This is a genomic window from Propionispora sp. 2/2-37 (assembly GCF_001298735.1).
Classification (GTDB): domain Bacteria; phylum Bacillota; class Negativicutes; order Propionisporales; family Propionisporaceae; genus Propionispora.
Genome location: NZ_CYSP01000003.1, coordinates 270,439 through 291,444 on the forward strand (window position 1 = coordinate 270,439; position 21,006 = coordinate 291,444).

The window sequence follows — 21,006 nt, forward strand, 5'->3', positions numbered from 1 at the left end:
ATTCAGATATATCTTGCGAAAGCAAAGAACGCCAAACTCCCACAGGTTTGGCGTTCTTTGCTTTCATTTGAAGTTTATTCCAGCTCAACCGTTACTTGAACATTAGCCCCGACCGTTACCTTGCCTGCCGGAATATTCGGAGCGGCCCCGTCCATGGAAGCGCTTTTCAGCAGCCTGCTTTCCAGCATAACCGGATTATAAAAGACACCGGATTCATTGATCATGGTCACATTAGCCACTCTTTTGTTCAGCGCAGCGGCAAGCACCTCCGCTTTTCGCAAAGCATCCCGGACAGCTTCCTGTAACGCTTCATTTTTAACTTCCGTTTCATTCGCTGTTTCAAAACGGATAGAATTAATTTCATTAGCGCCTGCTTTGGTTAACGCATTAACCAGAATACCGACTTTGTCTACCGAGGTGCGAATATCCAGTCCTTCTGTTACGCGGTATCCCTTTAACACCGGAAGGCGGTCATTTTCATAGTTATACAGCGGACTAATCTGGTATGTACCCGTGTTAAGCTGTTCGTCCGTAATTCCTTCCGCTTGCAGCGCAGCCAATACCCGGTTCACCGTCCGGGTGTTTTCCGCCTTGGCTTTCTCTAAATCACTGTTAATGGCGTTAATCCCCAGATTAATTCTTGCTATATCGGGAGTCACCTCTTTCTGACTGCTGCCGGTAACCTGGACCACCGTCTTGGAAGCCGCGTTTGCAAAAGCAGGAAGTGTCAGCAGCAAACTCATTACTAAAAACAAAATCACTTTTTTCATCATTGTTATATAACCCTCCAACGTTCTCCTTTTATTTTGCCTCTCACTACGTTAAACGCAATACGATCCCAAAAGTAACGGATCATATTGCGTTTTTTATTTATTCTTTCACTTTTTTAACCACCAGTGATGCCCCTAACAGCCGAAGCTCCTCCTCCGTCTTTGCGCCTTCAATCGTTATGTCATACGCACCACGGCTTATCTTTAGACTATTTTTCAATTTACCTTCACCGGGAGATTTTCCGGTGCTGCTGCCGTCAGGCAGTTTCAAAGCACGTGTTTCTCCATCAGCACGGCTTGCGCCGGACGACGCAGTTGCTTTTTGGGTAATAACGATTTCAGCATTGTCCTCCAGAATATAAACCTGCCGGATTATTTTATTTTCGTGGTCCACCGTTACAGACTGTGCTGTCCGGTCCGGCAATACCAGCATAACCTCCATAGAGGCATCCTGGAGACTCTTTTCCTCTGTGCCGGAAATTTGTCTGTTTTTGGCCAGCAGCGCACTGCTGCTGTGAATGTCCTTGGAATGCTCTTCATGTAAAATTGCCATCTGCCCAGATTCAGCTTCTTTATCCGGCGTTTTCCCGTCATTTTCCCCCACTATGTCCTGGACAATCCCGGGAACAAGTTTTTTCTGTCTTTCCGCAATGCCGGATTTGCCATTCTCCGGCACAGGACTGCCGGAACCTTCCGGCTGCGGCACCGCTTCTTTCCGGGTTGCCGGAACGTCAGTTGTCCCGGATTGACCGGAGTTTACCGCCATTTGCTGCTCTTGTTGCTCCGTATCATTCTGCTGTACCAAATGCTGTCCTGACGGCCCCGGTAGGAACATGTGGGCAGACACTGCAATAAACAAAGCCGCCGCCGTACCGGCAAGACTGCCGTACAGCCACTGGCGGCGCCGTTTTTTCTTGCTGACCGCCAACTCCGCCGCCAGCGTATCCGCCATTTCAGCAATTAAAGCTTTTGGTATATCTCCCTGGTTGTATGACTGTTTCACCAGACCGGCCATTTCCAGCATTTCTGCAATTTCCTGATTATCAGAAGCAGTTTCTTTCCCCGCATTCAACATATCAATACCTCGCGACACTTCCTCCGCCGGTTGGCTTTCTTGGTCCTGCAGCACTCGCTCCACCCCCTCATTCCGCTAAATTGACATTCAGGTACAGCCTGCGTAAGTTTTTCAACGCCCGCTGCTGCAGCATCTTGACCGCCGCTTCCGTTTTATCCATCATCAGCGCAGCATCTTTTACCGACAAACCTAATATGACCCGCAGCCGGATGGTTTGCCGCTGCTCGTCCGGCAAGCTGTCAACCAGACCCGCGATTTCCTGCTGCCGTTCAAAACGCAGCGCATAATCTTCCGGCTTTTCGGCACTATCAGAAAGTACTTCCTGATAATCGGCAATATCGGCAATTCCGGGAGTCCGCCCCTGTTTACGCCAAAAATCAATAACCAGATTCGAGGCGACCCGCCCCAGATATGCTTTAAAAGCAGTATCCCCGACTTTATACTGCGGCAGCGCCCGCAATGCTTTCATGAAGGTATCCTGCGTCAGTTCCTTGGCGTCCTCCTCATTACCGAGCTTATTGTAAATAAGCCTGTAAACAGGCTGCCAATACTGCAAAATCAGACTGTTCAGCGCTTCGCGGTCACCGTCTTTTGCTTTTTCTATTAATGCCTTTTCACCGGCCACTGCCACTGCCACCTACTTTCTGCGCAAAAACAATCCTCACTACATTATAACGCCGGAAGACAAAAAAAGTAACGCCGTGATCGACGCGTATATCCTATATAATAAGAACACCCTTAATGCTGCCGGCTATCCCGGAACTTCAGCCAAGGGTGTTCATTCCTATCAACGCTAAATCAGTCGCTAACACCTTTTACAGTAAGGATTCAAATAAGGCTTTAATATCAGCCACGCTGGTATCACGGGGATTGCCGGGGCGACAGGCATCGGCGTAAGCGGATTCTGCTAAGAAGTCCAGGTCTTCACGCTTTGCGATCCCCTTAAGATTGGCCGGTATGCCAACATCAACTGCCAGTTGCTTGACTGCTTCAATTGCCGCTTTACGGTACTCGGCAACGGCCATGCTTTCCGTTCCCTCTACGCCCATCGCTTTGGCAATATACTTATATTTATCACCGGTCGCTTCCGCATTATATTCCATAACGGTAGGCAGAATAATCGCGTTGGCTATGCCATGCGGCGTATCATAAACAGCACCCAGCGGATGGGACATGCTGTGCACAATGCCGAGACCGACGTTGGAGTAACCCATCCCTGCAATATATTGCCCCAAAGCCATTCCTTCCCTGCCTTCCGGTATATTATCCACCGCCTTGCGCAGGCTATTGGCGATAATCTCGATTGCTGTCAGGTGAAACATGTCAGTCAATCTCCAGGCTCCCTTGGTAATATACCCTTCAATGGCATGGGTCAGCGCGTCCATGCCGGTAGCCGCCGTCAATCCTTTAGGCATGCTACTCATCATGTCCGGGTCGATAATAGCGATATCCGGAATATCATTAGGGTCCATACAGACAAATTTACGGCTTTTTTCCACATCGGTAATCACATAATTAATGGTGGTTTCGGCAGCGGTACCGGCAGTGGTAGGGACAGCAATAGTAAATACGGACTTACGGGGAGTTTGAACCGGCCCTTCTAGGCTGCGCACATCGGCAAAAGAAGGGTTATTGGCAATAATGCTGACGGCCTTGGACGTATCAATGGATGATCCGCCGCCTACCGCGATAATGTAATCGGCACCGGATTTTTTGAAAGCTTCCACTGCATTCTGGACGTTGGCAATGGTTGGATTTGCTTTCAAATCAGAAAAAATTTCGTAGGCTAGGTTATTTTTCTCCAACACAGCGGTGACTCTTTTCGTCACGCCAAACTTTAGCAAATCCGGATCGGAACACAAAAACGCTTTCTTAAAACCGCGGGCTTGGGCCTCTTTGGCAATTTCAGCGACGGCTCCCTTGCCATGATGGGAAATGTTGTTCAACACGATTCTGTTGCTCATTACTAATCCCTCCGTATTTATTTTATTTATCCCCTAAACGGTCTGCGGTATATGATTATTCTAAGAAAAATACCTGCTCCAACTTGGGCTGGGCACCGGTCTTTGGATCCATGGCCATTGTCATAACGTCTTTCATATACTCATTCCATTTGGCAACAACCGGACTTTTTCCCTGAACTTCAGCCGCATAATCGGCCCCCTTCTCACATTCGTAATACCCAAACAATTCATTGCCCACATTCCAAATTGTGTAATTGCAGATACCTGCTTCTTTCAGGACGCTTTTCATTTCCGGCCATATTTCATCGTGCCGCTTCTTATACTCTTCCAGCTTTCCCTCATGAACCATGGCTTTCCACGCATATCTTTCCATACTGCGCACACTCTCCATCCTGCTTGGATTGTACTTCTGCTAAAAGGAAGTCTTTTTATTTCACATCGGCAGACAATCCTTGCGAATATTTTGTTCCATAACGTTCTTCCTCAATCTGCTCCAGTGTCTTGCCACTCGTATCCGGTGCTCCGATTGTCCCAATGAGCAAACTGATGGCCGCAAAAGCAACCATGAGCGCAACAGCATACCGGAAACCTAAACTTTCCATGATAATCGGAAAAGCAAAGGCCCAGACCGCGGCGGCAAAGCGCGTAACAAAGAAAGTAAACCCTTGTGCGGTTGCACGATAACGAGAAGGAAAGAGTTCACTGCACCAAAGCTGATAAAAGGCTTGCTGACCTGCTCCATTATTAATCCCCGCAAAAGCCGTAAAAGCAAAAACCATCCCCATTGTCATTGATTCCGGCGGCAAGAGCCACATAGACCAGCCTACAACGTAAATAGCGCCGATGACAAAATACAAAAGCTTACGGTTTATACGGTCGCCCAAACCCATAAAGATAAAAAATGTCGCTAAAATGGATATTACGAAAGACCCGACTTGCAAAGCATTACTCATCGCATTGGAAAGATTGCCGACATGTTCAAAGATATACGGCATAAAGAATCCCCAGGTGCTTGCGCATAAATTCCAGACAGCATACACTCCGCAAAGAAATAATACGGTTTTAAGATTAATTCCGCTAAACAGCACGCTATAGGAAATTTTCTGCATGCGCCCTTCGGCAAGCAATTCATTCTCCTTCTTCTTTGCTTCCTGCCAATCCTTAGATTCCGGCATCTGCAGCCGTTGATACCAAACCCATCCTGCGATAAGGATCAAGTGGCCGAATACCAGCCTATTTCCTAATAACCCCAAATTGTTTACAAAAACAGATAAGAGCAGCACAACCGCCGGTCCAAGCGCCCAGGCAAATTGCGCCGAGCCACAATGTCTGGCCCTGTTTTCCGCCGGGGCCTCTTCCGCAATCATCGTCCACGACGCCACGACATCAGCGCCTACGCCCAAACCTACAATAATATAACCGCATAAGAGCATCGGATAGTTCACACCAAAAACAATAAAGAGCATCCCGATAATATACACAAGCAGATCATAGGTATACACAAACTTGCGGCCATATTTATCACAAAGGCGGCCACCGATTAATGCCCCCACAGCAGCAGAACCGGCATTTGAGCTCAGAGCTCCCAAAAGCCCCAGTTGGACTCCGTCCATCCCCAGATAGGATTGCCACAAGCTTAAGCCCGCAGCCCCTGCTACAATGGAGCCGGCATCAATATAACTCGTCATAGCGGCAATTATCGTTTTTTTCCATGCCGAAGGTTCTTGTTTTACCATTGTCTTTACCTCTTTTCTCTTTATGAATAATTTCAATTACCAATAAAATCAGTATGTTCCGATAATTTAAGCTACAATGTCAGCCATAGAGAAAGGTTCGGGAAAGAGGGGATACCCCCTCATCTCCTTCCCATTTTTCTCAATCTAAAAATTCTTCTGCCAGGTCAATATTAAAATCTTTTGCTAAATCCCTGAATCCCTGTACAGGAATGGTTTGTCGTTTCCCGCCCATTGCCAGTACCTTTACACAAATCTCCGCCGATTTTTCCACTGTATCCATCAGACCGAAGGTGTTGTCAAAATCCTCGCCGGCGCAAAAAATGCCGTGATGCGCCCAAATTGCCACATCATACTTTTTCATCAACTTTCCTGTTGCTATGGCAATATCCCTGCCACCGGGAACCATCCAGGGAACAACGCCCACTCCATCCGGAAAAATAACCGGACATTCGGTCATCATTTCCCACAAGGCACGCGTAAACACTTTATCTTCCAGCGGGAGTACAAAAGTAAGCGCAATGATGTTGACAGGATGCGAATGATAAATCACCCGGTATTTCCCCTTGGTTAATTCTTTCTTAATACTATGATTCATCAAATGGGTCGGAAATTCGCTGGTTGGGGTCCCCCCCTTTTCTAGCCCCCAGACAATACTGTAATTTTCTCCTTTTTCATCAATGTACACTATTGCAATATTATCCTCGGGGCATAAACTCACATTACGCATAAATTTACCGCTGCCGGTTACCAGAAAATACTCCCCGCCTAGATTGGGCACGCTTACACCGATTGGCGTAAAGTGACTAGACGGTTTCAATTCGGACCGGATGGCAGTGACATCTTCCGGTTTTATGCGATAACTAAAATTTCCGCCGTTCCGTTCATGCCAGCCTTTCTTAAAACCATCTTCCGTAACCCGGATAAAACCCTCAACAAATTCCATCTCTGTAATCCTCATTTTTTATCCCCTTTTTGACAAGACCGTTTTTTCATACTCTTGTACGGCTTTTATCCAATTTTCCCTAACCGGCACATTGTGTTTTGCGCAAAAATAATCCCAAATATCGCCAACCGGATACAATTTCAATTCTTCCTGCAACGCCATCAATTCGGAAAATTCCCCTGTATTTTGCAATTCAGCCAGTTTTTGATGCGGTGTCAATAAAGCGTACAGCAGGGCCTTTTGCATGTTTCTCATACCAACCACCCAGGCCGCGATGCGGTTAATACTCGCATCAAAAAAATCCAAACCAATAAATACCCTATCCAGCGCGTCGCAACGGACAATTTCCTTCGCAATTTCTTTTGTTTCATCATCAAATAACACTACATGGTCGCTATCCCAGCGTACAGCCCGTGTTACATGCAGTGCTAGCCGGTCATAAAATAAGAGCATCGAAGGTATTTTGTCGGAAACGACTTCAGTTGGATGATAATGGCCGTTATCCAGCAAACACAGCACATCATTTTTTGCGGCATAATTTAAATAAAATTCATGTGACCCAACAGTGTAAGACTCCAGGCCAATACCAAACACTTTCGACTCTACACTGTCGGCAAGATACCGGGAATCCAGCTTCTCAGCGAAAATTTCATCTAAGGATTCTTTCAGCCGTTGTCTTGGACTCAAACGGTCTGCCGGAATATCTTTGTAACCGTCCGGAATCCAAATGTTGTTTAAAGCGACACCTCCCAGCGCTTTCCCAAAATATTCCGCAATTCGCCTTGAAGCTTTGCAATGGTCAATCCAAAACCTGCGAATTTCCTTATCCGGATGGGATAAAGTTAAGCCGTCAGCGGCTTTAGGATGGGAAAACAAAGTGGGATTAAAATCTAAGCCTAACCCCCTTTCTTTTGCGAACTGTACCCACGCTTCAAAATGCTTCGGCTCCAGTTGGTCACGCTCTACTTTCTCACCGGTAATAGCATAAGAAGCATGCAAATTAATCTTATGTTTTCCCGGTACCAGGCTAAGCGCCTGATCCATATCAGCCATCAATTCTTCCGGATTTCTCGCTTTTCCGGGATAATTTCCCGTAGCAGCAATACCACCGGATAATGCTGAAGCATTTTCAAAGCCGGAAACATCATCCCCCTGCCAACAGTGCATAGAAATTTTTACATTTTCCAGCTTTTTTAAGGCGGCCTCCACATCTACCCCCACATTCTTGTATAAATCCTTTGCAGCCTCAAATCTTGTCATTCAGCCTTCACTCCCCACTTTTTTTATTTCGAACGACCTCTTAATGATCTCCCTGGCTTCTCTAAGCTCATTAAGGTCTTTCGTTTTTAGCATTTGGACAAGGATATTCCCCAGAGCAGTTGCCTCTACAGGCCCCGCATAGATTTCCTTGCCTGTATAGTCGGCGGTAAGCTTATTTAAATAGTCATCCTTGCTGCCCCCGCCGACAATGTGGATTCGGGAATAGCTCTTACCGGTAATGTCCTCAATTTCCCGCACCGTGTCTGCATAACTCTTGGCCAGGCTATGGTAAGCACAAGCTAAAAGCTCACATTCGGTTTCCGGTTTTTCCTGATTTGTTCGTTCACAGTAGTCCTGCAAAGCCCGAATCATGCTTTTAGGCGCCAAAAAGGAGGCATCATTGACATCAACAACAGAAGAAAAATAACTACCCAATTTTGCCAACGTACACAGCTCATCAAAAGAATAAGGATGCTTAAACTCTTGGCGGATGGATTGTATCAGCCAAAGTCCCATGATGTTTTTCAGATAACGGTAACGATAATGATATCCGCCCTCATTGGTAAAATTTCTTACCCTGCTTTCTTCCGTGCAGTCCGGTATTCTGCGCTCAATTCCCATTAGCGACCAGGTTCCCGAACTCAGGTAGATATAGTCATCATCATTGGCCGGTACGGCCAAAATGGCGGATCCGGTGTCATGCGTCGCAGGCAGAACCACTTCCGTATTAAATCCCACCAGCTTCTGTACTTCTTCTGTCAAACACCCCACCACCGTTTTGGGTAAATGTATCATGCCAAACATCTGCTTGGGCAGGTCCAGCTTCTCCAGCAATTCCCAATCCCATTCCTGCGTATCGGCATGGACTAACTGGGTGGTTGTTGCATTTGTATACTCGTTTTTTATTTCGCCTGTCAATAAAAAATTTATATATTCGGGTATCATTAAAAAGTTTTTTGCCTGCTTCAATATTTTCGGATTCTGCAGCTTAACAGCATACAATTGATAAATCGTATTAAACGGCAATTTTTGAATTCCGTTTCGGTAATACAATTCTGGTTCACTGATGATTTCATAGACTTTTTTATCGATACCATGAGTCCGGCTGTCACGGTAGGCTACAGCATTACCTAACACCTCATGATTGTCATCAAGCAAGACAAAATCTACACCCCAGGTATCAATACCAATGCTCTTGGGAATACGGTTATAACGTTTGCAACAGGCAATCCCCTCCACCACTTCCTGAAAAAGACGCTTTACATCCCAACAGAGATGGCCGTTTTGTTCAATGAGTTTATTTTCGAAACGATAAATTTCCTCAATACAAACTTTTTGATTCTCAATCCAGCCCAGCACATGGCGCCCACTGGATGCACCGATGTCAACAGCCAAGTAATAGTTCTTCATCTTTCCCCTCCATTGCATTAATAAAATCCTAACCGAAATAATTATCCGAATCTTTTAAATCATCTTTCCGTTTGTATATTACCACATAAACAAATAAAAAACAATATAAATATTCTGTAATTTTCTTTGTTTATGTTGAAATTTCTTTGTTTAATTTATTTCTTTATGATTTATTGTTTCTTTTTTTGTCGCCTTTGTTGTTTTTTAAGCTAAAAACTTGTATACTAAAGTCAAATAATCGTATACACCGGACAAGAACCGCCCTTGCATTCGCTACAAAAGTACAGTGACAGAGGTGATTTTTATTTTAGGCCTAGAAAGACGCCAAAAAATTATGGAGTATTTAAAGCAAGACAGCAAGGTTTATGTGAATGAGTTAAGCAAGTTGTTTAAAGTAACCGAAGAAACCATCAGGCGGGATTTAGAGAAACTCGAAAATGAGGGCTTATTATATAGAAGTCATGGCGGAGCCGTATTAAAAGAACCCATCATAGAAGATTTGTCTTTTTCCAAACGGTCGGTAGAAAATTCCCCTGCAAAACAAATCATTGCCGATAAAGCCAGGCTGTTAATCAATGACGGCGATACGATCATGGTGGATTCCAGCACAACTGCCCTGGCGCTGATTCACCTCTTGGCAAACAAAAAAAATATTACTATTATCACCAATTCGATTAAGCTGTTAAACGATTTTGCCGATACGAATTTCACCATGATTTCCAGCGGCGGCGATTTACGGGCCCATTCCTTCGCCCAGGTCGGCACAGCGGCCTGCAAGACGCTCAGTCGTTACTACGTCGATTTCGCCATCATTAGCTGTAAGGGAATTGACCGGGAAAAGGGGATTATGGAATCCAATGAAGCCGAAAGCGATATAAAACAACAAATGATCCACCAGGCAAGGTCAACCCTTCTTTTGGTAGACCATTCAAAATTTGATAAAATCGCGTTTACAAAAACGCTTGATTTTGCCGATGTTGATTATATTGTTACCGATCAAAAACCGGATATAAACTGGATAAATTTTTTGAAAAAACATAATATCAAACTAATATACTAATAGCCAACAGTTCTTGGTAATGCTTCCGATGTTTTAACACAAAAGCGGCTTTCTTGCCTTAAGGCAAGAAAGCCGCTTTTGTGTTAAAACCGTTATTACCGTAAAAAAGTTGAACGGTTCATACTTTATCCGCATCCACAATAGGCTGATAAATATCTAATTCACAATAGTCGTCTTTCGACAACGCCGTGTCAATATATTCAAACCGGAAGGTATCGGCAAAGGTAAAGCCCGAGTTAAAAATCCATTTGGAATACATGTGAACCAGCAGCCGGCCAACCTGGCGGCCATTAAGATCATCGGGCCGGAAAAAGCCGACAAAACGAAATACTACATATTTATGAGCCGGGATGGAAACCACCTCCATCCCCTCCGGAACAGGCTCTACATCGTCCACCTGCACCGAAGGCATATAATAAATATAGCCGTTATTGTTAGCGCTCCAGTCCGTATAGCCGAAATATATCTGCGGATTGACGGCATTGGCGATCTTATTCCGTTGGTTATAAAAAAATTCCCGGCCGAAATGGTTGGCTACTTTATCACCCGATTTGCTCATAATTTTATGCTTGACACCCATAAGGTTAAATTTCTGCCGAAACACAAAAAAAGGTTTATAAATAATTGAGTTATTTACCGACATAATATCCTCAATATTGAGTTTCTCCTGAATAACAAACGACATTTGCTCGGAACGCACCTTCAGGGGCGTATACCCGAATTTCTTCCGGAACGCCCGGATATAGGACTGCTCGTAATCAAAACCATATTCCAGTGCGATATCAATAATCCGCATGTTAGTACCTGTCAATTCACCGATGCTGGAGGATAGTTTACGCGATTGGACATACTCCATCAAGGGTTCGCCGGTTAACGATTTAAAGATCCGGTGCAGGTGGTATTTGGAGATGCCACAGTGCGCAGCAATCTGATCCAACGTAATTTTTGCATATAAATGCTCTTCTATATAATGGATGCATGCCGAAATTGTCGCTTTTACGTCAATCATGTACTCACTCCTCATGAACCTGACACCGGAATCCCCCTGCGTCGACAGTCTCATTGATAGTCTTTAAAAATCAAAACTGCATTATGCCCGCCGAATCCGAAGGAATTGCTTAAAGCGTGCGTAATTTCCCCAGGCTTGCCATAATTAGGAATATATTGTAAATCACATTCCGGATCGGCCGTCCTATAATTAATAGTAGGCGGCAAATAGCTGTCTTTTATGGCATAAGCAGTCAGAATGGACTCAATGGCCCCTGCAGCCCCCATTAAATGTCCCGTCATAGATTTTGTAGAACTTACGGCAAGTTGATAGGCGTGTTCCCCAAATACGGATTTGATCGCGGCAGTTTCCGCTTTATCATTTAACCCGGTGGACGTCCCATGAGCATTGATATATTGAATATCACTCGGCTGTAAACCGGCATCGGCCAGCGCCAGCCTTATACAGTCCGCCGCTCCTTCGCCATTAGGAGTAACCGCTGTAATGTGGTAGGCATCATTTGTACAGCCATAACCTACAATTTCAGCGATAATGTTTGCCCCCCGTTTTAACGCATGATTTAATTCTTCGAGAATCAGGACGCCGGCTCCTTCTCCCATAACAAACCCATCCCGTTCTTTATCGAAGGGCCTGCTGGCCGTCGACGGGTCCGAATTGGTCGTCATCGCCTTATTGGCACAAAAGCCGGCCATCGCCAGACGGGTAATGGGCGCTTCCGTGCCACCGGCAATCATAATATCAGCGGCATTTCTCTGTATAATTTTATAAGCATCACCGATAGCATTTGCCGATGTGGCACAAGCGGTGACCACACATTCTACGATTCCCTTGATTCCATAGCGGATAGCCGCCATCCCGGCCGCCATGTTAGGCAGCATCATGGGTATCAGAAACGGGCTGACCCGGTTTGCCCCCTTCTCCAGAAGTACGTGATGCTGGCTTTCAAGTGTCTCCAGTCCGCCGATACCGGAACCGATGATCATGCCTATCTTTCCTTCTTTTATCCGTTCGCTGGAAATACACGAATCCTCCAGCGCCATCTGGGTTGCCGCTATAGCATATTGCGTAAACCGGTCCATTCTTTTTATCTCTTTCGCTCCCATAAAAGCGTGGGGATCAAAATCCTTGATTTCAGCCGCAACCTGGGTAGGAAGATCGGCCACATCAATCCGTTCAATCCGGCTAATGCCGGATGTGCCGTTCTTGACTGCCTGCCAAAGATTTTTTGCGCCTAACCCCAGGGACGTAACTGCTCCCATTCCCGTTATCACAACGCGTCGTTTCATGATTTCCTTTCCTCCATTTCTGTCTATCAATAATAAAAAAATTCAATTGAAAATCTCTTATTTAAGCTTTGGCTCCAGTCCAAACAATATAACTGTACCACAGATGATTCTTTAAAAATGAACAGCTATTGCTTTCAGAAACAACCCGCTCCAGTAAAAATAAAAAACACCCTTAACGTTTTACAGGGTTTCCCATACCTAACCTAAGAGTGTTCTAATGGATATTATTTATTGATTTTTAATAGCCCGGCCAGGTTGTCAATAATAACAACCTTAATTTTCCCTGCAATAAAGAGTTACGGAATTTCCTGCCGCTACCGTAGCACCTCGTTATATAATTGGCTTGATTCACTTTTTCCTAGATTGTGATGCTGTTTCGGCGAAACGCCAAACATCTTTTTAAAAGACCGGGTAAAATTGGAATAGTCATGAAAGCCGCTTTCCATCCAGGCCATAGTGACCGAATAACCGGCTTGCAGCATTTGGTTGGCCCTAATCAGTCTTTTCTGCAAAACATAATTATGGATGCTGTACCCGGTATGATATTTGAATTTGCGCATCAGATGATATTTACTGAGATAAAAAATTGCGGCTAATTTTTCAATGGACAAATCCTGTGTAAGATGACTGTCTATATATTGCAATATATTACAGATAGTTTCATCCCGCATAATACCGGCGGGCAACACCCCGGTCTCCCTGTTCAAAGCCATTCTGTTTAAATATACAATGAATTGTAAAAGCAACGAGTTAAGCAGGATTTGATTACCAAAACTCTCCTTCCGGCAGGCTGCATCCATTTGCTCAAGAATGGTTTTAACAATTCTTAGCATGTCCGGTGACATACTAAGTAAATTGGACTTTTGTTGATAGGCCAGTTCAAAACAAGTCAATAGATTATCACTTTCGGCATGGCAGTTCCGGAGAAAAGAAGGACTTACCCATAAAATCATACGCTTGTAAGGAACTGTTATATCAATAACCGGCTTATGAATGGCAGCATGATGAATCAGCAGAATATCCCATGGCTTTAGTTGATAAGCAACCCCTTCAATGCAGTACGTTACATTTCCGGAAAGGAAAATAACAACCTTATGAAAATCATGATAGTGGGCTTCAATCTGCAGTTGCTTAGTATCACATAAATTGAAAAAGTTGAAATCTCGCGAAAGGTAACCTCTTTTTTTATGGGGAAGGCACATCTCTGTTTCCATATACTCATACTCCCAAAGATCATTTATTTCCTTATTATTCGCCATAGCATCTTTTACCACCTTTTTTAGCAGGTTAAGCAATGTCCGCCTGTTTATTTCTCTATATAATGACATTAAAAGCAATAGGCAAAAGCAACTGGCTTTTCCTATCCAAGGAGGGCTTCACAATGAATATTGATTTTTATAAATATCATGCATTGGGCAATGATTATATTGTAATTGATCCCAATAAGACTAACCTGAACCTGTCCGAAAAAAATATCCGGCTGCTCTGCCACCGGAATTTCGGCATTGGTTCGGACGGCATTTTATATGGCCCATTTTTTCGCGATAACGCTATTCATTTGCGGATATTAAATCCGGACGGCCGGGAAGCGGAAAAAAGCGGCAACGGTATCCGAATCTTTGCCCGCTATTTATTTGACGCGGGTTATATAACCTCCAGCCCATTTGATTTAGTTACCGCCGGAGGGAAAGTAGGGGTTGAATTACTTGACACTAACGCCGGTTTAATCAGAGTGGATATGGGAAAGATTACCTTTAGCAGCTCTGAAATACCGGTAGCCGGCCCGGTTCGTGAAGTGCTTAACGAAAAGTTTCTGATAAGGGAAATACGAAATGAAGAATTAATTATCCATGAACAGCAATTAAAAATCAATTGTCTTTCTATCGGCAACCCGCATTGTGTCATCCTTTTAGATGAGATTTCCCGGGAACTTGCAGAGCGCTTGGGCCCTGTTATTGAAAATAACAAACTTTTCCCGAATCGAATCAACGTGCAACTTATGAAAATAATTGACCGGAATAATATAAGGATAGAAATTTGGGAACGGGGAGCAGGGTATACGTTAGCCTCCGGCAGCAGCAGCTGTGCTGCGGCAAGCGTCGCCTATAAGCTCGGTTTAGCCGATGAAAATATAAATGTCCATATGCCCGGTGGAACCATTGCCATTAAAATCGCACCGGACGGTCACGTATACATGACCGGGTCCGTGACAGCGGTAGGCAAAGGATGTATCGGCGAAGATCTTCTGGCGCAGCAAGAACCGGAGGTTTTATTGCAACATTTATAACTTAATACCCGGTGCCGTAATAATAAAGACTTGCCCTAACCGGCAAGTCTTAGTCGTGCAATCTGTTTTTTGCCGCCCTTATCTACAACCTCGGCAATCATACTATTCTCTTACAAAGCACTAATCTTTTTTGGCATTATTATCATTACGTCCTCGTTATATGGCCTTATGCATTCCGGTATATCTTGCAGGCTTTTAGCCGACACTGGTAATAGACCACGCAGGAGGCCGGCTTATGTATTGTATTCTTCTCCTTAAATGCATCCTCAGCGGCTTTTTTCTGGCAGTGCCAATTGGACCGGTCAACCTGATATGCATCAGGCGCACGTTGACTGAAGGACGCCTGTCCGGCTTAATCGCAGGCGCAGGTGCGGCAGCGGCCGATGCGCTATACGGCTATGCTGCAGCAGCAGGGCTAAGTATTTTGACCAATTTTATCCAGCACAACCATGCAGCTCTACGTTGGCTGGGAGGAATATTTATTATTTATCTTGGCTTTCGATCACTTTATGCCGCTCCCTGTATTTCCATTAACGAAAAACAGTCCATACAAAATTTAACCAAACTCTTCTCGGAAGTTTTTCTCCTGACTTTGGCAAACCCCGTCACTGTCTTTGCCTTTATTGCCGCATTTTCTTCACTTGGCATCGCAACGCTGATAACCACTTTGCCACCAATTATTTTAGCTTCGTTAGGGGTTTGGGCAGGCTCCTTGCTTTGGTGGATTACCCTGACAAGTATTATCTGTTATTTTCGCACAAAAATAACAGTTACCGTCATCATGGCAATAAACAGAATATCCGGTCTCATTATCATTTTATTAGGCATAGTTTCCATTGTGAAATTTTGACCGGCTTTAGGTCTTCCCGCCTCTCTCCCCTTTATAATTGGGCAAACTTTCCGGCATAAGTCACCCCTCTGCCTTCCACTGAAATCTTTTATTGAACTGCTTTTAACAGCTAAAAAACAGTAAGGTGAACGCTAAATAATTCATTTGCAGATTTTGAGACTTATCCCTGGATAAGTCTCTGCATTGTTTTAGTGAACCTTTTCTGAAAAACAAAAAAAAATCAAACAAATAACAAAATCTTGCAGGATTCGCCATTTTTATGTATAATATTTATCTATAGATAATATTTATTAATTAATATTATCTATAGATAGGTTGCTTGGCTTAATTCATAAACATCATTACTATTTGAATCAAGAATCAGCAACATATATATCACTACTAGGAGGAGTATCATGAACTGGTTAAATCATTTAAAAGTAGCACAGAAATTATTAATATTAATTACCCTGTTTATTTTTGCTTTATTAAGTGTGGGCGGCACAGGATATTATTATCTGCAAAAAACCAGCAATGCCATGAATGCAATGTATGCCGAACGTTTATTAGCGGTCGAATGGATCAATGATAACCGGGCTCATGCACGGGCTATAGAAGCCGATATCCGGGCCCTGATACTGGCAAAGAATGGAAAAGAAAAATTTTTAGCCGATCTTAACAAACGCGCAGAATTATTTGACAAAAATCTTAGTCAATACGAAAAACTGCCGCTAAATGCAACAGAACAAAATAAAATAAAAGAACTGCGTGACCAACTAACCAAATACCGCGAAGCACGCAAACCGGTACTGGAACTCGCTTTGCAGCAAAAAAATGACGAAGCTTACATGCTATATGAAAAGCAGGCGGAACCGCTGGCTGCAGCTTTTCAAAAAACCTTGATTGAAATGGGCGATTTAGAAAAAAACGCAGCCGAGCAGATGAATATTCAAAACAAAAGTGAATTTTTAAGGGCAGTTTTCCTCTTCTCAGGCATTATTGTTTTTTCCGTCACGATCGGCTTGTTATTAAGCTGGACAATCGTTAAGCAGATTTTAAAACGGCTGCATGATGCCGTCACCTTTTTAAGCGATATCGCTGCAGGCGATTTTTCTCAAAACGTCAAGGCAGAGAATTTACAAGACCAAAGCGAATTTGGCACCTTGTCGCAGGCGGTTGATAAAATGAATCAAAATATCCGGGCTTTAATCAGACAAATTTCCCATACTTCCGAACAACTGGCCTCCTCTTCGGAAGAGTTAAATGCCAGTGCCGAACAATCGGCGCAGGCCTCGAACCAGGTGGCTGAATCCATTACCGAAGTGGCCACCGGCGCTAATCAGCAACTTCATTCCGTCAATTCCACTACCGGTATTGTCAACGGTATAGCCAACGAAATGCAGCTAGCGGCACATAACGCAGTCAATGTCGCGGCAGCGGCAGAAAAAACCTCGCAAACAGCAACCGACGGTGACCACGCTATCCATCAGGCAATCGTACAAATGAATGTCATTGAGGAAAAAACCAATGCAACCGCCGCAGTCATTACTGATTTAGCGGAGAAATCCACGGAAATACAACAAATTGTTGAAACTATCTCCGCTATTTCCGGTCAGACTAACTTACTCGCGCTGAACGCGGCCATTGAAGCCGCCCGGGCCGGAGAAGCCGGCCGGGGATTTGCCGTCGTCGCTGATGAAGTGCGTAAATTAGCCGAACAGTCGGCGCAATCGGCCAAAAATATCGCTAACCTGATTGCCGAAGTCCAGCAGAAAACCGGCAGCGCCGTTACCAATATGCAGGACGGTATCAAAGAAGTAAAAGCCGGTTCCCAGGCCGTTGACCGTGCAGGCGCCAGCTTCCGTGAAATCTTACAAATGATTAAAAACATATCGCAGCAGGTGACAGAAATTTCTTCTTCCATTCAGCAAATCTCCAGCGGCAGCGAACAAATGGTAAATGCCGTACAGGAAATCAATCATGCGGCTAAAAATACTGCGGAACAGACTCAGACCATATCAGCAGCCACCGAGGAGCAATCGGCATCCATGGAAGAAATTGCAGCCTCCAGCCAACACCTGGCCAACATGGCGGAAAATCTGCAAAACGTCATCCGCCAGTTCAAAATCTAACCTCCTGCTCTAGACAGTCAGATTCATCCGGCTAAGCCATGACAAAACCTTTCCTCATGGCTTAGCTTTTTTACTGCACTCGCGTTTTTGGCAATAAAAAGATTCTCCCTATTCCAGACAAGCCGGCCATTATTCCCAAACACGGCTTTAAACCGGCTTTCCCAAATGATTCAATAACGCGGTCAGGTTGGTGTCCAGCCGTCCACCGCTTCGTATCGTCTGCCGGATACCGGTCAATACATGATCCAGCTGTTGCAGCACCAACAGATTATCCTGTTCCTGCCTTGAGGTTTCCAGTACATTTTGAATTCCGCCATTACCAATGACGATACGGCGTTTTCCCAGCAGCGCCAGGTACGGATCATGAGTGGCCATCAATACGATTTTTTGTTGATTTACCAGCAGAGACAAAGCATTCTGGCGGTCAATGCCTGCGTTTTCAATTTCATCAATTAATACGATGGGGGAAGTACTTAAAAACGCGGTGTCAGCTATCATCAGCGCCCGGGATTGTCCGCCGCTAAGAGAAGTAATCGGCGTATCAGCTTGAAAAGGCTCACCTGCCAAACGGTTGGCTTCATTGAGAATGGTATCGGTCACTGCCGGAACATCTTCCCTCATCCTGCTTTCCGCATGCATGGCAATAAATTCCCTGACCGATAAATCCATAATAAAATTCATATTTTGGGACAATTGCGCTACCAGTTTGCGTTCTACGGAAAAACGCATTTCCGGCGGCGGAATTTTCCCATTTAACAAAATACGGCGGCCGGTAGGCGTATCTTCCTGGGCCAGCCATTCGATATCGGCTAGAAGTCTGCTTTTCCCGGCCCCGGTCGGCCCGACAATACAAACAATATCACCCGCCCGAACGGTGATTTCACAATCTTCAGGATTTCCCGCTTTATCTTGTCCACCAATAATAGTGATAGCTTCAACGCGGTCCACCGCCTGTTCCTGCAGCTGCTGCATAAAATCCAGATACAGATCGAGCTGGACCGACAGATCTTCGCGGCGGAATCCCCGGCTTTCCAACAGGCTGTCATCTAGTGCGGCAAAATATTCGGCTATCGAACCATGCTCCCACTGCCGATAGTCGCCAAAGGCCTGAAGGAAATCCCGGGCATGAGGATAGCGATTACACAATTCCTTCAGAGATATCTCGCTAACAAACCACTTCATTATGATCCATCTACCCTCCCCCTCATGCTACCAAAAAGTCCCTCCAGAATCCGGCTTTTCAGTCTACATATTCATCTTACGGACATTGCCCATTTGATAGTTCTCACCAATCCGTGTCTGTCCCAGACAATAGGAACAAGTTGCCGCCGGCAGGGAGAAGCGCAACATACGTCCGGACAGTTCTTCCAGATCACCCGCCTTTTCCCAGAGAGTACCGGCTTCATAGGCCCCCTGTCCGGTAAGGCCGTTGACATGTAAAATGATAGCTCCCGGATTGACCTGCTTAACCCGGAAGGTAAAGACTTCCCGTTCCGCCTGCGATACGATGTCGCCCTTCGTGATGATGATCATATCCGCCAGCTTCAGCATCGGGCCCACTTTCTTCGGTGCATGGACACCGCTTAAATTATCAATGATACAAACCGCCTTTACCCCGCGGATATGCGGAGCACAGCGGTTGCATAACCCGGCGCTTTCGCTGATCAGGAAATCAAATTTATTTTCCCGGCCCCATGCCAGACAATCCTCAATATTGCTGACAAAGAAATGATCGGGGCAAAGATTGCCGGAAAGGCCGACTTTTACCGGGATGGCTTTCCGTTCGTACAAGTCCCGGTCCTGCGTAGAAAGGCAGTCAAATTTTACGACTCCGACCCGTTTCCCTGTCGTCATCAGAGTACCGGCCACTTTGATAATCACGGCTGTTTTACCGGAAGCCGGCGGCCCGGCCACGGTGATTACTTTCATTCCGCCACCTTCTTGTCCGCGCGTTCCGCTTGCTGCACGGCTAAAAAATCGGCATTTAATTGCTCAATCAACTGTTCAATATTCTGCTGTTTAACGAAATTCCAGCCGATCCACTTTAATCGGGCCTCCGATGGTATGGCCCAACTGGCCTCCGGGTGAATAGCCGGAAAAGAGGCTCCCGCACAAATCCGGGCAATACGCGGGCCGGTCAGGCACTCTGCCAGTTCCCGCACGGTCTCCAGCTGGTCTTTTTTCACCAATACCAGGATCGGATAAGCAAGTGCCCCTTCTTCCGGCCATATAATTTCCAAATGCGAGTGATTCGCTAAGGTCCTGGCGAAAAAATAAGGCATAATGTGAATCGGCGGAATCTGAGGCCGGCTGCTGCTTAATTCTCTGACCATTTCCGCGGGATGCAGCCCGTATTTGACTGCCTTAGCCAGTTTAGCCAAGCCCTCGGCGCCATAGTCCTTATAATAATTTAACTGGACAATATCACAGAAACTCCCCTTATGCCCGCGAATAACCACTTTCCCTTCATATGCAGGCTGCAGAATATTCCCCCAGGATTGCGGAGCCGGCACCTCTCCCAAACGCCGGATATCAGCCACCATAACCAACGCATTGGCCGCAATGACGGAAAAATGCCCGTCGGCGTCAACCAGTTCGGTTCCGGTCAGCCTTCTGTTCACATCCTGATTGGGTACTGCAGTAAATATGCCGGTTTCCACAAAACGCTCGACAAATTCCCGCAGCATAAAATGAAATCCGGTAAGTAAAATAATATCCGGTAACTCATCCGGCTCCGTAAAGTACTTTACATAATCCAGAAATTTGACCGGATGATCCGCATTTGATTCAATGCAAACATTCAGTTTTAGGCCTTTCTTTTCCTGCAGCCGCTGCAGCACATCGCTCAATTCGGTTTCAATAGGCACTTTGAGCGGACAAGGCAACAGCGCCAGCAGATTCAGCCGGCCAACATGGCTGCCAGGGCCTGCCCCCACAGCTAACCCTGCGTTTTCCGCTTCCTCTATTTTTTGCTCCAGAAGAGGCAGAAACCACCGCTCCTGAATATGTTTTGCCTGTAAAGCCGTTCTCAATTTCAGCATCGCTCCCCACTGCCGCAGTACCGCATCATCCGCAAAGGGAGCAAAACCATTATGGACAAACACCTCTCGCGTGTTTGGATATCTTGTCATAATATCATAGATATTCCATTCTGTTATATGCTTCGGCACACTACCGCCCTCCCTTGTCCTTTCCTACTAGCATATGAAAAACCTTGCCCAAATAACCCGGCAGGTAAAACAAAA

Annotated in this window: 19 protein-coding genes; 4 read left to right on the forward strand and 15 right to left on the reverse strand. The window is 45.3% G+C overall.

The features are described 5' to 3' along the window. Positions 1–74 precede the first annotated feature (74 nt). The 9 genes from P22_RS04625 to rhaB form a co-directional block, all read right to left on the reverse strand. Complete coding sequence (locus P22_RS04625) at positions 75–773, reverse strand: SIMPL domain-containing protein (RefSeq protein WP_054259037.1); 699 nt, start codon at positions 771–773, stop codon at positions 75–77. 97 nt (positions 774–870) lie between these two features. After that, a complete protein-coding gene (locus P22_RS04630; protein ID WP_054259038.1) occupies positions 871–1,899 on the reverse strand; it encodes a hypothetical protein in 1,029 nt (342 codons plus the stop codon). Positions 1,900–1,912: 13 nt separating this feature from the next. Then, a complete protein-coding gene (locus P22_RS04635; RefSeq protein WP_054259039.1) occupies positions 1,913–2,470 on the reverse strand; it encodes an RNA polymerase sigma factor in 558 nt (185 codons plus the stop codon). A 190-nt stretch (positions 2,471–2,660) separates the two neighbouring features. Next, the gene (gene fucO, locus P22_RS04640; RefSeq protein WP_054259040.1) at positions 2,661–3,809 is read right to left on the reverse strand and encodes a lactaldehyde reductase; all 1,149 of its coding nucleotides are present in this window, start codon (positions 3,807–3,809) and stop codon (positions 2,661–2,663) included. Between the two features lie 55 nt (positions 3,810–3,864). Beyond that, a complete protein-coding gene (locus P22_RS04645; protein ID WP_054259097.1) occupies positions 3,865–4,182 on the reverse strand; it encodes an L-rhamnose mutarotase in 318 nt (105 codons plus the stop codon). 55 nt (positions 4,183–4,237) lie between these two features. After that, positions 4,238–5,545: an MFS transporter gene (locus P22_RS04650; protein ID WP_054259041.1), complete on the reverse strand. Its 1,308-nt coding sequence runs from the start codon at positions 5,543–5,545 to the stop codon at positions 4,238–4,240. A 139-nt stretch (positions 5,546–5,684) separates the two neighbouring features. Further along, positions 5,685–6,503, reverse strand: a complete 819-nt coding sequence (rhaD, locus tag P22_RS04655) for a rhamnulose-1-phosphate aldolase (RefSeq protein ID WP_054259042.1) — start codon at positions 6,501–6,503, stop codon at positions 5,685–5,687. Positions 6,504–6,506: 3 nt separating this feature from the next. Then, positions 6,507–7,748: an L-rhamnose isomerase gene (locus tag P22_RS04660; RefSeq protein WP_054259043.1), complete on the reverse strand. Its 1,242-nt coding sequence runs from the start codon at positions 7,746–7,748 to the stop codon at positions 6,507–6,509. Then, complete coding sequence (gene rhaB, locus P22_RS04665) at positions 7,749–9,158, reverse strand: rhamnulokinase (protein WP_054259044.1); 1,410 nt, start codon at positions 9,156–9,158, stop codon at positions 7,749–7,751. It lies immediately after the preceding gene. Positions 9,159–9,462: 304 nt separating this feature from the next. Here rhaB and P22_RS04670 point away from each other — a divergent pair, with 304 nt between their 5' ends. Continuing rightward, positions 9,463–10,218, forward strand: a complete 756-nt coding sequence (locus P22_RS04670; protein WP_054259098.1) for a DeoR/GlpR family DNA-binding transcription regulator — start codon at positions 9,463–9,465, stop codon at positions 10,216–10,218. A gap of 118 nt (positions 10,219–10,336) precedes the next feature. Here P22_RS04670 and P22_RS04675 read toward each other — a convergent pair whose 3' ends face one another. The 3 genes from P22_RS04675 to P22_RS04685 all read right to left on the reverse strand — a co-directional run bounded on the left by P22_RS04675 (position 10,337) and on the right by P22_RS04685 (position 13,772). After that, positions 10,337–11,227, reverse strand: coding sequence for a helix-turn-helix domain-containing protein (locus P22_RS04675; RefSeq protein ID WP_054259045.1), 891 nt, complete (start codon positions 11,225–11,227; stop codon positions 10,337–10,339). A 50-nt stretch (positions 11,228–11,277) separates the two neighbouring features. Beyond that, a complete protein-coding gene (gene fabF / locus P22_RS04680; RefSeq protein WP_054259046.1) occupies positions 11,278–12,513 on the reverse strand; it encodes a beta-ketoacyl-ACP synthase II in 1,236 nt (411 codons plus the stop codon). Positions 12,514–12,827: 314 nt separating this feature from the next. After that, on the reverse strand, positions 12,828–13,772 hold the full coding sequence (locus tag P22_RS04685; protein ID WP_235814552.1) for an AraC family transcriptional regulator: 945 nt from the start codon (positions 13,770–13,772) through the stop codon (positions 12,828–12,830). Between the two features lie 122 nt (positions 13,773–13,894). Here P22_RS04685 and dapF point away from each other — a divergent pair, with 122 nt between their 5' ends. The 3 genes from dapF (at position 13,895) to P22_RS04700 (ending at position 17,761) form a co-directional block, all read left to right on the forward strand. Beyond that, complete coding sequence (gene dapF / locus P22_RS04690; RefSeq protein WP_054259047.1) at positions 13,895–14,800, forward strand: diaminopimelate epimerase; 906 nt, start codon at positions 13,895–13,897, stop codon at positions 14,798–14,800. A 235-nt stretch (positions 14,801–15,035) separates the two neighbouring features. Further along, a complete protein-coding gene (locus P22_RS04695; RefSeq protein ID WP_054259048.1) occupies positions 15,036–15,650 on the forward strand; it encodes a LysE family translocator in 615 nt (204 codons plus the stop codon). 395 nt (positions 15,651–16,045) lie between these two features. Beyond that, on the forward strand, positions 16,046–17,761 hold the full coding sequence (locus tag P22_RS04700; RefSeq protein ID WP_054259049.1) for a methyl-accepting chemotaxis protein: 1,716 nt from the start codon (positions 16,046–16,048) through the stop codon (positions 17,759–17,761). 147 nt (positions 17,762–17,908) lie between these two features. Here P22_RS04700 and P22_RS04705 read toward each other — a convergent pair whose 3' ends face one another. The 3 genes from P22_RS04705 to P22_RS04715 all read right to left on the reverse strand — a co-directional run bounded on the left by P22_RS04705 (position 17,909) and on the right by P22_RS04715 (position 20,931). Continuing rightward, entirely contained in the window at positions 17,909–18,943 is a 1,035-nt protein-coding gene (locus P22_RS04705; protein WP_054259050.1) for an ATP-binding cassette domain-containing protein, read from the reverse strand. A 63-nt stretch (positions 18,944–19,006) separates the two neighbouring features. After that, on the reverse strand, positions 19,007–19,690 hold the full coding sequence (locus tag P22_RS04710) for a GTP-binding protein (protein ID WP_054259051.1): 684 nt from the start codon (positions 19,688–19,690) through the stop codon (positions 19,007–19,009). Beyond that, positions 19,687–20,931 (reverse strand): ABC transporter substrate-binding protein, encoded by a 1,245-nt coding sequence (locus P22_RS04715; protein WP_072169776.1) that lies wholly within the window; start codon positions 20,929–20,931, stop codon positions 19,687–19,689. Before P22_RS04715 ends, P22_RS04710 begins: the two co-directional genes overlap by 4 nt. Positions 20,932–21,006: the final 75 nt, after the last annotated feature.

Coding starts and splice junctions, on each gene's coding strand:
- P22_RS04625 (WP_054259037.1), bottom strand. CDS start 773: ATGATGAAAAAAGTGATTTTGTTTTTAGTAATGAGTTTGCTGCTGACA.
- fucO (WP_054259040.1), bottom strand. CDS start 3,809: ATGAGCAACAGAATCGTGTTGAACAACATTTCCCATCATGGCAAGGGA.
- P22_RS04645 (WP_054259097.1), bottom strand. CDS start 4,182: ATGGAAAGATATGCGTGGAAAGCCATGGTTCATGAGGGAAAGCTGGAA.
- P22_RS04650 (WP_054259041.1), bottom strand. CDS start 5,545: ATGGTAAAACAAGAACCTTCGGCATGGAAAAAAACGATAATTGCCGCT.
- rhaD (WP_054259042.1), bottom strand. CDS start 6,503: ATGAGGATTACAGAGATGGAATTTGTTGAGGGTTTTATCCGGGTTACG.
- P22_RS04660 (WP_054259043.1), bottom strand. CDS start 7,748: ATGACAAGATTTGAGGCTGCAAAGGATTTATACAAGAATGTGGGGGTA.
- rhaB (WP_054259044.1), bottom strand. CDS start 9,158: ATGAAGAACTATTACTTGGCTGTTGACATCGGTGCATCCAGTGGGCGC.
- P22_RS04675 (WP_054259045.1), bottom strand. CDS start 11,227: ATGATTGACGTAAAAGCGACAATTTCGGCATGCATCCATTATATAGAA.
- fabF (WP_054259046.1), bottom strand. CDS start 12,513: ATGAAACGACGCGTTGTGATAACGGGAATGGGAGCAGTTACGTCCCTG.
- P22_RS04685 (WP_235814552.1), bottom strand. CDS start 13,772: ATGGCGAATAATAAGGAAATAAATGATCTTTGGGAGTATGAGTATATG.
- dapF (WP_054259047.1), top strand. CDS start 13,895: ATGAATATTGATTTTTATAAATATCATGCATTGGGCAATGATTATATT.
- P22_RS04695 (WP_054259048.1), top strand. CDS start 15,036: ATGTATTGTATTCTTCTCCTTAAATGCATCCTCAGCGGCTTTTTTCTG.
- P22_RS04700 (WP_054259049.1), top strand. CDS start 16,046: ATGAACTGGTTAAATCATTTAAAAGTAGCACAGAAATTATTAATATTA.
- P22_RS04705 (WP_054259050.1), bottom strand. CDS start 18,943: ATGAAGTGGTTTGTTAGCGAGATATCTCTGAAGGAATTGTGTAATCGC.
- P22_RS04710 (WP_054259051.1), bottom strand. CDS start 19,690: ATGAAAGTAATCACCGTGGCCGGGCCGCCGGCTTCCGGTAAAACAGCC.